The sequence below is a fragment of the Chrysosporum bergii ANA360D genome (assembly GCF_029891735.1).
Classification (GTDB): domain Bacteria; phylum Cyanobacteriota; class Cyanobacteriia; order Cyanobacteriales; family Nostocaceae; genus Umezakia; species Umezakia bergii.
Map to the genome: position 1 here is coordinate 25651 of NZ_JANQDH010000095.1, position 16141 is coordinate 41791.

Annotated in this window: 12 protein-coding genes; 11 read left to right on the plus strand and 1 reads right to left on the minus strand. The window is 40.0% G+C overall.

The window, feature by feature from the left end:
• Window positions 1-6: 6 nt before the first annotated feature.
• The 11 genes from rfbC (at window position 7) to NWP17_RS14535 (ending at window position 14840) form a co-directional block, all read left to right on the plus strand.
• The gene (gene rfbC / locus NWP17_RS14485; RefSeq protein WP_280655597.1) at window positions 7-564 is read left to right on the plus strand and encodes a dTDP-4-dehydrorhamnose 3,5-epimerase; all 558 of its coding nucleotides are present in this window, start codon (window positions 7-9) and stop codon (window positions 562-564) included.
• Window positions 565-613: 49 nt separating this feature from the next.
• A complete protein-coding gene (locus tag NWP17_RS14490; RefSeq protein WP_280655598.1) occupies window positions 614-1927 on the plus strand; it encodes an NAD(P)H-dependent oxidoreductase in 1314 nt (437 codons plus the stop codon).
• A 238-nt stretch (window positions 1928-2165) separates the two neighbouring features.
• Complete coding sequence (locus tag NWP17_RS14495) at window positions 2166-3254, plus strand: glycosyltransferase (protein ID WP_280655599.1); 1089 nt, start codon at window positions 2166-2168, stop codon at window positions 3252-3254.
• Window positions 3255-3432: 178 nt separating this feature from the next.
• Window positions 3433-5679: a GumC family protein gene (locus NWP17_RS14500; protein ID WP_280655600.1), complete on the plus strand. Its 2247-nt coding sequence runs from the start codon at window positions 3433-3435 to the stop codon at window positions 5677-5679.
• A gap of 708 nt (window positions 5680-6387) precedes the next feature.
• Complete coding sequence (gene hepC, locus NWP17_RS14505) at window positions 6388-7080, plus strand: heterocyst development glycosyltransferase HepC (RefSeq protein ID WP_280655601.1); 693 nt, start codon at window positions 6388-6390, stop codon at window positions 7078-7080.
• Between the two features lie 112 nt (window positions 7081-7192).
• The gene (gene hepA / locus NWP17_RS14510; protein WP_280655602.1) at window positions 7193-9043 is read left to right on the plus strand and encodes a heterocyst formation ABC transporter subunit HepA; all 1851 of its coding nucleotides are present in this window, start codon (window positions 7193-7195) and stop codon (window positions 9041-9043) included.
• Window positions 9044-9277: 234 nt separating this feature from the next.
• Entirely contained in the window at window positions 9278-10285 is a 1008-nt protein-coding gene (locus NWP17_RS14515; protein ID WP_280655603.1) for a glycosyltransferase family 2 protein, read from the plus strand.
• 5 nt (window positions 10286-10290) lie between these two features.
• Window positions 10291-11520 (plus strand): glycosyltransferase family 4 protein, encoded by a 1230-nt coding sequence (locus NWP17_RS14520; protein WP_280655604.1) that lies wholly within the window; start codon window positions 10291-10293, stop codon window positions 11518-11520.
• On the plus strand, window positions 11438-12373 hold the full coding sequence (locus NWP17_RS14525; RefSeq protein WP_280655605.1) for a glycosyltransferase family 2 protein: 936 nt from the start codon (window positions 11438-11440) through the stop codon (window positions 12371-12373). Before NWP17_RS14520 ends, NWP17_RS14525 begins: the two co-directional genes overlap by 83 nt.
• 16 nt (window positions 12374-12389) lie before the next feature.
• Window positions 12390-13820, plus strand: coding sequence for an O-antigen ligase domain-containing protein (locus tag NWP17_RS14530; RefSeq protein ID WP_280655606.1), 1431 nt, complete (start codon window positions 12390-12392; stop codon window positions 13818-13820).
• A gap of 285 nt (window positions 13821-14105) precedes the next feature.
• A complete protein-coding gene (locus NWP17_RS14535) occupies window positions 14106-14840 on the plus strand; it encodes a phosphoadenylyl-sulfate reductase (RefSeq protein ID WP_280655607.1) in 735 nt (244 codons plus the stop codon).
• A gap of 47 nt (window positions 14841-14887) precedes the next feature.
• Here NWP17_RS14535 and NWP17_RS14540 read toward each other — a convergent pair.
• A partial coding sequence (locus NWP17_RS14540) for a type IIL restriction-modification enzyme MmeI (RefSeq protein WP_342394014.1) occupies window positions 14888-16141 on the minus strand: 1254 nt, incomplete at its 5' end.

Below are 16141 nucleotides of genomic sequence, written 5' to 3' on the forward strand. Positions count from 1 at the left end.
CTAGCAATGATATTTACTAAAACTGCACTCAAAGACGCATTCATTGTTGATGTGGAGAAAAAGCCTGACCGTCGTGGATTTTTCGCTCGTGGTTTCTGCGCCCAAGAATTTGTAGCATATGGATTAAAGCCTACAGTTGCTCAGTGTAATATATCTTTTAATTACAAAAAGGGTACTGTGCGGGGAATGCACTATCAAATCTCCCCTTTCCCAGAAACAAAGTTAGTACGTTGTACTCAAGGCGCTATCTATGACGTAATTATTGATATGCGTCCTGAGTCGCCGACTTTTTTATCACATATTGGTGTGGAGTTAACCGCAGAAAATCGCCGGGCTTTGTATGTACCGGAAATGTTCGCTCACGGTTATCAAACTCTCACAGATGAAACAGAGGTTGTTTATCAAGTCGGTGAATTTTATACCCCAGGCTGTGAACGGGGATTACGTTATAATGACCCGTTTTTTAATATTGAATGGCCTTTAGAAACAACGGAAATTTCCCAAAAAGACTTAAATTGGACTTTGCTGGAAATGATTCCTATCGGTTGTAGGGATGTGAGATAAATATTCCCTAATTTGGTCTAAGTATTTAATTAACAAAGGAATTGAGCTAATGATTATTATTGATCGCGCCTTACAAGCTCGCGCAGCAGCCGGAAAGCCAGTGAAGGTGGGAATGATTGGTGCTGGTTTCATGGGTCGGGGAATTGCTAATCAAATTATTAATTCAGTTCCGGGAATGGAGTTGGTGGCGATTTTTAGCCGTCAGATAGATGCAGCTAAAGGAGCTTATACAGAAGCGGGACTAGAAAATATCCAAGTTGTCACAAGTGTGACTGAACTAGAAGAGGCGATCGCTCAGGGTAAATATGCAGTCAGCGAAGATGCTCAATTACTCTGCCAAGCTGAAGGAATTGATGCCATTATTGAAGTTACAGGTGCGGTGGAATTTGGCGCTCATGTGGTCATGACAGCCATCGCCCACGGCAAACATATAATTATGATGAATGCTGAACTGGACGCTACCATCGGCCCGATCCTGAAAGTCTACGCCGATAAAGCGGGAGTAATTCTCAGCGCCTGTGATGGTGATCAGCCGGGGGTAGAAATGAATCTCTACCGATTTGTGAAAAGTATTGGTCTGACTCCGTTGTTGTGCGGTAATATTAAAGGACTGCAAGATCCCTATCGTAATCCCACCACCCAAGCAGGATTTGCTAAACGTTGGGGACAAAAAGCCCACATGGTCACTAGTTTTGCTGATGGAACTAAAATTTCCTTTGAGCAAGCGATCGTTGCTAACGCCACTGGTATGAAAGTCGCCCAGAGAGGAATGCTAGGCTATAACTTTACTGGTCATGTTGATGAAATGACCAAAATGTACGACGTTAATCAACTAAAGCAACTGGGTGGTATTGTTGATTATGTAGTTGGGGCAAAACCTAGCCCTGGTGTGTTTGTATTTGCAACTCACGAAGATCCCAAACAACGTCACTATCTGGATTTGTACAAATTAGGTGAAGGTCCTTTATATAGCTTTTACACACCTTATCACCTTTGTCATTTTGAAGTTCCATTGTCTGTGGCCCGTGCTGTTTTGTTTCAAGATACCGTCTTATCCCCACTAGCTGGCCCGGTAGTTGACGTGATCACCACCGCCAAAATCAATCTTACAGCAGGTGACACCCTAGATGGCATTGGCTACTATATGACCTACGGTCAGTGTGAAAACTCCGACATTGTTCAACAGCAGAAATTACTACCAATCGGTTTAGCCGAAGGATGTCGTCTCAAACGAGATATTCTTCAAGATCAAGTCCTCACTTATGATGATGTAGTCCTACCTGAAGGTAGACTGTGCGACCAACTACGGGCTGAACAAAACGCTTATTTTGCATCAGAAAAAGTTTTAGCCACGGTTGGTTAATACCAAGAACTAATAACTAATAAACAGCCGCCACCAAGAATGTAGAGACGTTCCAGGGAATGTCTCTACAAGGGTACTGAAATGGTATCAATCAGCGTGCATCTTTTTACTTGTCTGGGTTTGTAGATAGAGACAAAAAACATGAGGATAGGCTTTTATCATTCTGCACACTAAAGTTGTGAAGAACAAATTGCTGAAAAGTTTTGCCACAACCTGAAAAAGAAATTTAGATAAAACTATGAAAATTGCTCTAGTTCATGATTACTTAACCCAGCGCGGTGGAGCAGAGCGCGTCTTTGAATTGCTTTGTAAACGTTACCCCCAGGCGGATGTTTTTACCTCTTTGTACAATCCGCATAAAACCATTGATATGGGTGAGCGTATAGTCAAAACCACGTTTTTACAAAAAATTCCTGGAGCAGTCAAGTATTTTCGACTGATGGCTCCTTTATATTTTCCGGCCTTTCGAGCGTTGGATCTGCAAGATTACGATTTAATTATTAGTAGTAGTACTAGTTTTGCTAAAGCAGTACGCAAACGCCCGGATGCAAAACATATTTGTTTTTGTCATAATGTTACTCGTTTTTTGTGGGATACAGAAACTTATTTAAGGGAGTATAGGGACTATCAATATTTTGCGCCGTTAATTGAACGAATTTTTCAGTTGATGAGAAATGTAGACTTGAAATATGCCCAGGAACCTGATCTTTACATCGCTAATTCTAGTGTAGTCGCTCGTCGCATTGAAAAAATTTACAACAAACAAGCAATTGTGATTAACTATCCAATTGATACAAATAATTTTTTATTTTCAGATATAAAAGATGAATATTATCTAGCCTCGGCGCGAATGATTAGCTATAAGCGGCTAGATATAATCATCGAGGCTTTTAATTGGCTAGGTTGGCAATTAATCATCACTGGTGATGGACCAGAACAAGAACGTTTACAAGCTAAAGCTTTAAATAATATTAAGTTCTTAGGACACGTTAGTGATACTCAACGCAAAGAGTTGTTTTCTAAAGCCAAGTCGGTGATAGTTGCTGCTTTAGAAGACTATGGATTAGTTCCGGTGGAAGCTAATGCTAGCGGTACACCCGTGATTGCTTACGGAGCAGGGGGGGTACTAGATACACAAATCCATGGTAAAACAGGATTATTCTTTAAAAGACAAACACCGGAGTCCATACAATTGGCATTAATTCAGTCCGGAGGAATCAGGTGGAATTATGAAAATATTCGTAATCACGCAGTTAACAATTTTTCAGAACCTGTGTTTTTTAGCAAAGTTGCTCGCCTGATTGAACAAACTTGTGGTATTAGTTAAAAATTATTGAGGTTTATTATAAATCAGAAAACCAATGACCAATTAAAATTACTTCATACTTATAGCTACCTCATGGTATCTATGAGCATAACTGCACTCACACCCATAGCCTCAAGATAAATATACCCCTGTGGGGAAGTAAGCTAAACTTAGCATCTCTTAGATAAGGATAATAAAAATGAATCAACCTAGTCTTAGTGGTATAAATCACCTTAATAACTCTCAGACAGAACCCAGTTATGGACAGTTGTTTAAGATATTTATTCGCAGATTCCCCTGGTTCTTAGCCCTGTTGATTACTTCAATCGCCATAGCAGCTTTAGTAACTCATAAGACTAAGCCCACTTACAAAAGCACGATGCAGCTACTTGTAGAACCTAATTATCAAGGTAAAAAAGAACGAGCTGAGACAGAGACAGATAGTCAATTTGTGGAGCCTAATATTCAGATAGATACAGCAACCCAACTAAATTTGATGCAAAGTTCCGGTCTGCTACAACAAGCAGTTGATAAATTGCGATCTGATTATCCCGATATCACTGTCAGAGAAATTCAAAAGTCTTTAGTGCTGGAGCAACTCAGAACCAAAGAGGATGATCTAGCCACAAAGATTTTCCAGGCGGACTATACTGCTCATGATCCAGAAAAAACACAGAATGTTTTGGCGGCAATTCGCGAAGTTTATGTAGAATATAACAAACAGCAGCAGAATTCCCGTTTACAAAAAGGTTTACAAGTTGTTAGGGAACAGTTAAGCAGGGCCAGCGAAGAAGTGAATGCTTCGGAGGCTAACCTGCAAAGATTTCGCAGAAACCAAAATTTAATTGATCCTGAGTCCCAAGCTAAAGCCCTAGAAGATTCTTTAAATAGTCTTGAACAAGAGCGTCGCGCTACACGTTCTCAGTATGAAGAAGCTGTAGCCCGCCAAAAGTTTTTGCAAGAACAACTCCAGCGTTCTCCAAAAAATGCTTTGGTTGCTTCTCGCCTTAGTCAGTCTACTCGCTACCAAAGCTTACTCAACGAAATTCAAAAAACTGAACTAGCACTAGCTCAGGAACGTTTACGCTTTACAGATGCAACTCCCAACGTGCAGCAGTTGCAAGAACAACTAGAAAGCCAAAAGCAATTATTACAACAAGAGGTGGGTAGAACTTTAGGTATACAGTCTAATAGTGTACTTTCTTCCCAACAACCTCTTTTGGAACAAGGTCAATTCGGTGAAATTGATTTGAATCTGGCTACTCAGTTAGTGGAAACACAAACAGCTATAGTTGCTTTAAGCGCCAGGGATCAAACTTTGGCACAGAAAGAAAATCAATTGCGCCAGGAAATCAAACGCTTTCCGCCTTTGTTGGCTTATTATAACCGCATTATGCCACAGCTACAATTTAGCCGTGAAAGATTAGAGGAGCTATTGCGAGCGGAACAGAAACTACGCCAAGAATTAGCTAAGGGTGGTTTTAACTGGGAAGTTGTGGAAGAACCGCAATTAGGTAAGTACTTGGGTCCCAATCTGCGGCAGAATCTCTTGTTGGGCGCAGTGGTTGGGCTAATGCTGGGGGGTATTGCTGCTTTCATTCGAGAAGCGTCTGATGATGCTGTTCATACCACCGCTGAATTAGAAAAGCAGGTTTCTTTACCCTTGTTGGGAACTACTCCCAAGTTACCAACTACCAAAAACAGACAATCAATGATCAAGTTGCCTTTTGGTAAACCGGAAGTTCTTGCTCCCTGGACAATTCAGGTGTTACAATCACCACCGCGTTGGGAATCATTGGATTTAATTTTCAAAAATATTGAACTTTTAAATTCTGTCTCTGAGTTAAAGTCTCTGATGATTACCTCGGCTTTACCAGATCAGGGTAAGTCAGCTTTGGCCTTGGGTTTGGCTATGAGCGCGGCTCGTTTACACAAACGAGTATTATTAATTGATGCTAACTTACGATCGCCCAGTCTGCATGAACAACTCAATCTGCCCAATGAGCAAGGGCTATCTACTCTCCTGTCCAGTGATGTGACTCTCCCCCGACACATTGACGTTCAAACTTTAGGTTCTGCCTACATTGATATTTTAACAGCTGGTCCTACACCGGTTGACCCGGCAAATCTTTTGAGTTCACCACGAATGATGCAATTAATCAGAGCATTTGAAGATAATTATGACTTGGTACTCATAGATGCTGCTCCCGTTCTCGGTTTAGTGGATGCTATGCTCACCGCTTCATCTTGTCGTAGTGTGGTCTTAACTGCCAGTATGAGTAAGATAACTCGCAGCCAATTAGCTCAAGCTACGGCTATGTTAAGTAGGTTAAACCTCATTGGTGTTGTAGCTAATGGTGTCTCCGGCTCTGGTAGTACCTATGTACGTTATCCCCAACCCTCTGAGTCCTCTACATTGTCACTGCAACAAGCTTTAGAAAAATAACTCATATTTTGGGTAAAGGATATGAGGGAATAAATTAATTTTCCAATTGAAAGGTTTTATATTATGTGCGATCGCGCCTTTTGGTATAAGTTCGCACATATTTTTTTAAGTTAATAGAAAATAAGGTTTTGTGCATTTCATAAACATAATCAATCTAATTTAAATTAGATTTCAAGCTGCTGTAAAGCGCCATGACTGATGTTTTTCATGTGTAAGTTTTGTAAGTGTTACTACTAATTATAATTAACTATATTTATAGCAGCTTTATAATTAACTAAATAAATGACTGAATATTTAAAGACTAAATAAAGAATCTATTTCAGCCTATGGGTTTTCCCTAAACTCTTATATTCTAGGGATTAACGCCCCTGCTCAACAGCTAAAAGACAAAGGTAAACTGGTTTGGTGAGATTACATAAACAAGGCAGTGGTAGTTAAAAGTAGATATGTATTTATCGAGCATTTAATCAACTGGGAAATTTCCTCTGCACTTCTCCATCATGAGTTATAACCCCAAATTAACTGCTACTGATTTTGTCAATCTACACACCAGAAAAATTAACCAGAATGTGAACTAAAGTACAAATTTAAAAAGCATATTTTGGGAGCCAAGCCCAATTATGTTTCAAGTCTTTGGCATTGATGGCGTTTAATCTTAACTTTGGCAAATCACTGGCAAATCACTGTATAGTATAATTCCAAAGACATATGACAACTTCATTAATTCCATCCCTAGAAAAATCCTCTCCTGATATCCAGCAACACCAAAATAATCGCTTTTCATACTATACACTCCAATGGCGGCGCGGTCAGTTATTGGTTAGATACTCTCGAGCAAATCACCAGCTTTATTTACCTGCTTTACATAACCAGGAATTATTGGTGAATTGCTTAAAGCATTCTGTAGTAAATTTAGTGAGTGTAGATCCCCGCATTGGTGAAGATTGTGTAAAAATTTGGCTTCAAGCTTGTGAACAAGCGGGTAAGCCTATATTTCTCCGCTCACCTTCTCAAAAGTCTAAACCAAGCCGTGGGCAAAAAATAGTTGACTGGATTGCTGCTTTATTTTTGCTATTACTCATCAGTCCAGTTATGCTGGTGTTATTTATCCTGTTACAGCTTGATTCTCCAGGAGCAGTTTTTACTAGTGATTGGTACGTAGGAGAAGGTGGTAAACTGTTTCAAGCATTTAAGTTTTGCACCAATCCAAGGTATAGTTGGATGGGTAAATATCATTTAGACCATCTACCCCAGTTGTGGAATGTGCTGCGGGGTGAAATGAGTTTGATTAGGTCTCGTAGTTGTACTTTAGAAAATGCTATGGGATTAACTTTAGCTGGACGACAGCAGATAAATCAATTATCCAAAATCACCAATTCATGGGAAGAGTCAGCCTTATAGGGAACAGGGAACAGGGAACAGGGTTTCACCTTTATTTAGGTAGCCCTGATTCAGTGACGGAGCATCTATATGAATATTATCTCAGTGATCACATCTCGGTTAGAAAATATCCATGTATATTCAAGCTGTTCACATACTAGGCGATCGCTTTAAAAATACTAAATTTTGGCGCAGTAATTATTTAATTTTGCGAGAATTTAAGAACTTCCGTAAAGTGGCGTTTTTAGCCTTAGTATTTTCATTTATTGCGGCCACATTTGAAGGTTTTAGTATTGGTTTTCTTTTATCATTTTTGCAAAATTTAACTACTCCTGATGCGGAACCAATGCAAACTGGAATTACCTGGTTTGACACTTTGGTTTTAGCTTCTCACTCATCGCCTATTAATAGATTATATCGCATCTCCTTATTGATTTTACTAACTACATGGGTACGTGCTTGTTTTAATTACTTAGCCCAAGTATATACAGAAGTATCTCAATTGTTGCTGGCTGATCGCTTGCGGAAGCAGATTTTTGATCAGTTACAAGGTTTACCTTTAAGTTACTTTGCCAAAACTCGCTCTGGTGAAATTGTTAATACCATCACCACTGAAATTGAAAGAATGAGACAGTGGTTTAGTGGAGCGGCATTTTTGATCACTAGGGGAATGACAGTTTTTGTTTATTTTATCTCTATGTGTTTATTATCATGGCAACTGACCATTATTTCTTTTTTATTATTCACCTTAGTGGGGGTAGGACTATCAACACTCAATGCTCGGGCTAGAGAAACGAGTTTTAGTACTGCCGTTGCTAATGGTAATTTTACCTCAATAGCCATGGAATTTATTAACGCAATTCGCACAGTACAGGCATTTTGCACCCAAGATTTTGAACGCAAACGTTTTTATCATGCTAGCGATCAAGTAGTTAGTAGTTCTACTAAAGTTGTATTAACTTTTTCCTTGGTTAGACCACTAGCTGAAGCCGTAGCTAGTACAATTTTGGTTACTATGATTCTTTTTGCTTTTACTGTTTTTGTGGCTAATGGCAGTCTACAGGTTGCTTCTTTGCTAACATTTTTCTTTGTGCTGTTTCGCATTGTACCTATTGTTCAAGATATTAATGGTACTAGAGCGCATCTTAGCACACTCCAAGGTGCGGCAGATAATATTAAGGATCTGATCAGGGCTGACAATAAAAGTTATTTGCGAAATGGCTATCTCAAATTTACTGGGCTACAGTATTCTATTGATATAGTTTCCGTTGATTTTGGCTACAATCCTAATACTTTAGTGCTAAATAATATTACTCTCACCATAGAAAAGGGTAAAACTACAGCCTTAGTGGGAGGGACTGGTGCTGGTAAAAGTACATTGATTGATTTAATTCCCCGGTTTTATGACCCAACCGCAGGAAATGTATTGATTGATGGGGTAGATATTCGCAAATTTGACTTAAAATCTTTACGCAACAAAATAGCTGTTGTCAGTCAGGATACGTTTATTTTTAATACTACTGTGGGGAAGAATATCGCCTATGGTACAAAAGGCGCAAGTGAAGCACAAATTCGCAAAGTTGCTCAATTAGCAAATGCACTAGAATTTATTGATCAAATGCCAGAAGGCTTAAATACAGAACTAGGAGACAGGGGTGTGCGGTTATCTGGAGGACAGCGCCAACGAATTGCTATCGCCCGCGCTTTATTGCGTGATCCAGAAATTCTGATTTTGGATGAAGCCACTAGCGCTCTAGATTCTGTGACTGAACGCTTAATTCAGGAATCTATCGAAAAGCTATCTGTAGGTAGAACAGTAATTGCCATTGCTCACCGTCTTTCTACCATCGCCCAAGCCGATAAAGTAGTGGTATTAGAACAAGGACGCATTGTTGAGCAAGGTAATTATCAAGAATTACTAGAACTAAAAGGTAAGCTATGGGAATATCATAAAACTCAATATGAAATGGGAAAACCAGGATAAACACCAAGCAAATTTAACCGGATTTTGTGATGACAGATTGCACATTAAATTAAAGCTAATATGGGGAACTTTGCCCAATTAATGTACATCCTTAGCCAGCAGGACTTGTACTGAGCGCAGTGGAGGTATGCTCACACTACAAGACGATCATTTACATTTGTATTTCACGTGTTTAAGAAATGCTATAAGCTGAACATCCTAACAGCGATCGCATGACCCAATCACAACTAAATTATGTTGCCTATGTTGCCAAATACCACCATTACACCACCCCTAGTTAGTGTTATTATCCCCACCTATAACCGACCGCAATATCTCCAGCAGTCCATCGCTAGTGCTGTTCACCAGACTTATAAAAACATTGAAATTATTGTTTGTGACAATTGTAGTCCCACAAATCCCCTGCCCATTGTAGAATCTTTTGCAGATCAACGCATTCGCTTTTGGCGACAACCGCAAAATCTAGGCATGATTGCTAATCAGATGCACGGTTTCAAAATAGCCAATGGTAAATATGTAGCCAGTCTGCATGATGATGATATGTGGCATCACGATTTTTTAGCCAAGCTAATACCACCTTTAGAAGCCAATTCTGAGATCATCTTGGCTTTTTGTGACCAATATATCATAGATGCACAGAGTAAAATTCAATCTGCTAAAACAGAAGTTAATACTTCCAGTTACAAGCGAGATAAACTAGCGCCAGGAGTCCACCAACCATTCCATAAAATTGGGTTAATAGATAAAAGTATACCCACTGCTACCGCTTGTGTAATTCGCAATAATTTAATTGATTGGGATAGTATTCCTTCAGAAATTGGCGGTATGTGGGATTTATATTTAACTTATCTTTGCGCTGTATCCGGTCATGGTGCTTACTATCATCCAGAAAAACTAACACTATATCGAGAACATGAGCAGACTGACACCCAGTTGAGTGGTCGGAGAAATGCAGAAGCAAAAATCCGCAAAGCCAAAAGCGAAATTTTCTGTTACCAAATCCTTATGGAAGATCCTCGCATCCAGGAATTTAAAACCCACTTTCAACAAAAGTGGTTAGAATCTCATACAACTTTAGCCATTGGTTTACTGCGAAATCAACAAACAGCATCAGCACGTCCTTATCTTTGGCAAGCACTGCAACAGCAAAAATTTAACCTGCGAACCATAGCGGCTCTAACTCTCAGCTTTACCCCGCAAATCTTAGCTAATAAATTATTAAGAATACCTAAGTCCCAGTAAAATCAATGAAAATTGGCATTGTTACCCACACAGTCAAAAAAGGCGATGGTCAAGGTAGAGTTAATTATGAAGTTGCCCAAGCAGCAATTCAACGCGGTTATCACTTGACATTACTAGCTAGTCAAGTAGATGTAGAATTACAGCAAAATCCCCTGGTGGACTGGGTTCCCATTGCGGTTACAGGATGGCCTACAGAGCTTATTCGTAATATCATCTTTGCCATTAAAAGTACAAATTGGTTGAGGAAAAATCGCCACAAACTGGATATAGTGAAGGTGAACGGGGCAATTACCCACGCCGCCGGAGATGTGAATGCAGTACATTTTGTCCATAATTCTTGGCTGAAATTCACCTCTAGAACCACTCAAATACAGTCAGGTAAATTTATATATAACTTTTACCAGTGGCTATACACAACTGTAAACGCTTATTGGGAAAAACAAGCTTTTCGCCAAGCTCAAGTAGTAGTAGCAGTTTCTCATCAAGTGGCCAGGGATTTATTAGAAATAGGTGTACCTTTAGCATCCATCAAAGTTATTTTAAACGGCGTAGATTTACAAGAGTTTTCCCCAGCAGTGAGGGATGGTTGCAAACAAGTTAATAAACGCCAAAAATGGCAACTACCCCCAGGCGTACCTTTAGCACTGTTTGCAGGGGATATTAGAGTAAGTCGCAAAAACTTAGATACCGTTTTAAAGGCTTTAGTCTCCGTTCCTGAATTACATCTAGCAGTAGCCGGAAAAACCGAAGGTAGTCCTTATGTTCACTTAGCAGCATCACTGGGACTGTCCGAGCGAGTGCATTTTTTAGGGCAAAGGTCTGATGTGCCAGAACTGATGCAGGCTGCGGATTTCTTGGTTTTCCCCTCACGTTATGAACCCTTCGGCTTAGTGGTTATTGAAGCAATGGCTTCTGGTTTACCTGTGATTACTGCAACTTCCACCGGTGCTGCTGACTTGGTAACCCCAGAGTCGGGGATAGTTTTGTCTAACTCTGATGATGTTGAGGCTTTGACCAAGGCCTTACAGTTACTAACTAGCCATCCCCCCTTGCGCCAACAAATGGGAAAAGCAGCCCGTTTAGTAGCAGAACAACATAGCTGGTCCCACATGGCAAAAACTTATCTAGATTTATTTGAAGAGTTAATTAATCATGAGGAATACAGTTCTCATCCCCACTTATCGCCGTCCTCTGGATCTATTACGCTGTCTGTTAGCACTGCAAGGACAAACTAAACCAGTTGATCAAGTTATTATCGTAGTTAGAGATTCTGATGTAGAAACTTGGCAATTTTTGGCGGAATTTCATCCCCAAGGCTTACCACTGCAAATAGTGGAAGTGACACAACCAGGAGTAGTAGCCGCACTTAATGCCGGCTTGGTAGCTGTGACTGGAGATATTTTTTCTATTACTGATGATGATGCTGCACCCCATCCTGATTGGTTAGAAAAAATCAACGCTCATTTTATCAGTGATGGTTGCATTGGTGGTGTTGGTGGTCGTGATTGGGTGTATCATGGTCAAAAAATCGAAGACGGAAAACAGCTGATAGTTGGTAAATTGCAGTGGTTTGGGCGGGTGATTGGTAACCATCATCTGGGAGTAGGAGAACCCCGGGAAGTTGATGTACTCAAAGGCGTAAACATGAGTTTTCGTACTCAAGCCGTCGGACAGTTACAATTTGATCAACGAATGCGGGGGACGGGAGCGCAGGTACACTTTGAAATGGCATTTACTCTTTCTTTAAAACGGGCTGGTTGGAAGATAATTTATGACCCGCACATAGGGGTAGATCACTATCCAGCCCAACGTTTTGATGAAGACCAACGCAATAGTTTTAATTCAACCGCTTTGATTAACTTAGTTCATAATGAAACTTTAGTCATATTGGAACATTTACCGCGATCGCGCCATATGGTATTTTGGCTTTGGGCTGTCTTTGTGGGCACAAGAGACTGTTTAGGCTTAATCCAATGGTTGCGACTGTTACCCAGTCAAGGTGAACTGGCTGGAAAAAAATTACTAAGTTCTTGGCTAGGACGTTGGCAAGCACATCAACAATTTTTAATAACCAATAATTACAGATAAAATTGGGAGACTAATTGTGATTTCCAAACAAATCCATTTTAATAGTTTTTTAGAATCACACTTTTTTCCCTCGGCGCGATCGCTACAGGGTTGGTTGATTATCTGCGGTTTTTTACTACTTAACCTAGTTTGTTATTTTGCTGGTGCTGCTCACTTGTTGCGCTTAGTTTATCCCGTCACAGCATTGGCGGTAGCCATATTTTTATACTTATGGCATCCCATTCTTTACATCGGCTTTACTTGGTGGATATGGTTCCTCACCCCCTTAGCCACTCGCTTAGTTGACTATCGAATTGGCTGGGACCCCACCCGTCAGATGTTGGTCGCACCTTATTTAGTAGTATTTATAACTATAGGCTCATTATTACGCCACCTTCCCAGGGCTGGAAAACAGGGAGGAATGCCGTTTATTCTAGCATTTATTGGCGTGTTATATGGTTTTTTAGTAGGTCTAATTCATAACGAACCCGTGGCAGTAGCACGAGGTTTTTTAGACTGGCTCAGTCCCATTATCTTTGCTTTTCACTTGTATATCAACTGGCGAGATTATCCCAGTTACCGCCAAAATCTTCAACGTATCTTCCTTTGGGGAGTATTGATTTTAGGTATTTATGGTATATATCAATTTGTGGTAGCCCCTGAGTGGGATAGATACTGGCTGATAGAATCCAAAATGTTCACTAGTTCCGGAGACCCAGAACCTTTTGGAATGCGGGTCTGGAGTGCTTTACACTCACCCGGTCCCTTTTCCTCAGTGATGCAAACAGGGCTGTTGTTATTATTTACCAGTTCTGGGGCTTTAATTTTTCCCGCCTCCGCAGTGGGTTACTTGTCTTTTTTGTTAGCACAAGTACGCACTAGTTGGTTGGGTTGGTTGTTAGGAATAGTGATGATTTTTGGCTCAGTTAAAACGCGGATTCAAATGCGCCTAATTACCATTATTCTCATCATGGTCATGTGTGTTATTCCTCTGACAAATATTGAGCCTATATCTGAAGTGGTCACAGGGCGTTTAGAGAGTTTTTCTAATTTAGAAAAAGATACTAGTTTTCGAGATAGATCCGGGAGTTATGACAAAAATTTAAGTTTAGCCCTGTCTAATGTCTTAGGTAATGGGTTAGGAAATATCTGGACTGTGGATGAAGAAACCGGTCAAATAGAAGTTTTGGTATTGGATAGTGGTATTTTAGATACATTTTTTACCCTAGGCTGGTTAGGTGCTATACCTTATCTGGGGGGATTAATCTTAATATTAGTCAGCGTATTTCAATACAAAGAAGCTTATTTTGATAGTTTTGTTAGCGCAGCCCGGGCCATTGGCTTGGTTTCTTGTGTGCAGTTAGTTGGTAATAGTACTATGCTGAGTATAGCAGGTATGATCCTGTGGGGATTTTTAGCCATGGCCATGGCGGCGCACAAATACTATGAGCGTCAATGTAGAATGTAGAATGAGTGAATTGCGCCAAGCAGCTGTTCATGCTGCGATTGCCGCGGGGAATGAATTCCCCGCCTGAAAGCTGAAGTCGGTTTGAAACCGACTGAATTTGGTTTACATATCTGTCGTGATTTTTGAATACCGGCTAGAAGCCGGTGCTACCCTGTAACACAAGCATCCTGCTTGTTAATGATGTACCTCACTAAGCAGCGAAAACCGCCATATGAAATACAGATGATTGGATTTAGCAGCACAACAGCTTACAATATGGGTTAGATTAAGGAGAACACTAAACATATGGTAGCTGCGCCAACGAATTTAAATATTACTGCCCTAGAAGCAGAATATAGTCACAAAACACCTAGAGAAATTCTCAAACTTGCCTTGGAAAGTTTCAACAATATCTCCATTTCCTTTAGTGGTGCTGAAGATGTGGTTTTAATTGATATGGCATCTAAAATAACTAAAAACTTCCGTGTATTTACACTGGATACCGGACGCTTGCACCCGGAAACATATCAGTTATTGGATCAAGTGCGACAACATTATGGTATTAAGTTAGAAGTGCAATTTCCCGACAGTGCAGAAGTACAAGCTTTAGTAGAAGAAAAAGGCTTGTTTAGTTTCTATCAAGATGGTCATAAAGAATGTTGTGGTGTTCGTAAAGTTAGACCATTACGCCGCAAACTTAATACCCTTGATGCTTGGATTACTGGACAGCGTAAAGACCAAAGCCCCAGTACCCGTAACCATATCCCCGTCATCGAGGTTGATACTGCTTTTTCTACCCCAGACCATCAATTAATTAAGTTTAACCCCCTAGCTAATTGGTCTTCTGCCCAAGTATGGGAATACATCCGCGCTTTAGATGTGCCTTACAATAAATTACACCAGCAGGGTTTTATCAGCATTGGTTGTGAACCTTGCACCAGACCTGTGTTACCCAACCAGCATGAACGAGAGGGGCGTTGGTGGTGGGAAGAGTCCACTATTAAAGAGTGCGGTTTACACGTTGGTAATCTACAAAAGTAATCTACAAAAGTAATCTACAAAAATAACTCTTTTTTGCCAAGCTTTAATTAATTATCCTCCCTTTTCTCAGCGCAAGGGGGGTTCTCAACTCCTGTGATGGGTTCACCTTGTTTTTCCTTTTCCGCTAGTTGTAAATTTAAGGTCAGCAGTTTTTCTAAAATGTCGTCGTTGGGTTGAAAGTTATATGTCTGCATAACTAATTTATCTAACTGTTGATGCAGTTTATATAATTGGCTAGTGGGTTCGTTAAAGAATTTATTATATAATGTAGTGATTCCCCACTGTTTAGATTCCATTTGTTGGCTGCGATATTCATGGAGTTTTTCAGCTTGGGCGCGAATTTCTGCAACTAATTTCAAGTCCGGGCTTTGGGGAAAAGGGAATGTTTCAAAGCAGGTTGTATTAGTGTAGCGAGTTCTATCTTCTAAAGTTGAACTTTGAGCTTTAACCCACAGGCGATGGATTTTAGATGTGAGTATGCCTAGAATATAAAAATCATCTGATGCAATGACCATATTAGCTTCACAAGGTAAAATAGAAACATCCACAGGTGTAAAAACTACCCATTTAGTAATTTTGGGTATGGCGAAATAAAGTTTCAGATTTTTCAAGGCTTTTCTCATAGCAGGTCTTTTTTCACCAAATGTCCACCAGTTTAATCTTCTTCCATTTCTACGATTAATATCTCTTTCCGGCTTGACTTTTTGCTCTACACGCTGAAAAGGTAATCTATATTGACTAGCTTCTTCTATAGACATATCATTAAAATCAATCACCCAGTCTAGCTCTTGATAAGGATTGATCAAAGTTTTACCATCAACCATTGGTTTGAGAACTTCCTTATTTTTAGGATCTCTAGCAATCCATTCTTGTGCTTCTGCATCAGAAACTATAAAACCTTTGCCACCAAGCGCACAAGACTCAAAAGATAAGTTTTTATTTGCTTTTAGCCTTACAGCATTTACAACTGATGTTTCCGTCTTTAATGATGAAGTAATAAACGCGACTTCAACATTATCTAAAAAAATATGTTTTGGTTTTTCTTTTGCCCAGTTAACAATACTAACATGAACAGCAGCATCTCCCGACCATTCCTGAGTAGAAATTGCATTGTGAATAATTCCGCCATTACTAATAATATAATCTAAACTTGCTTTTCTACAGGACTTACGCAACTGGCACAGGCGATCGCTAGAATATAGTATTATTGTACTACAATAAATAACATAACTGGCACAATCAGTCTCGGTGCGGCGGAAGCGTCGCGCCGAGACTAAACTCCAGTAAAAAGCCAATTTTGC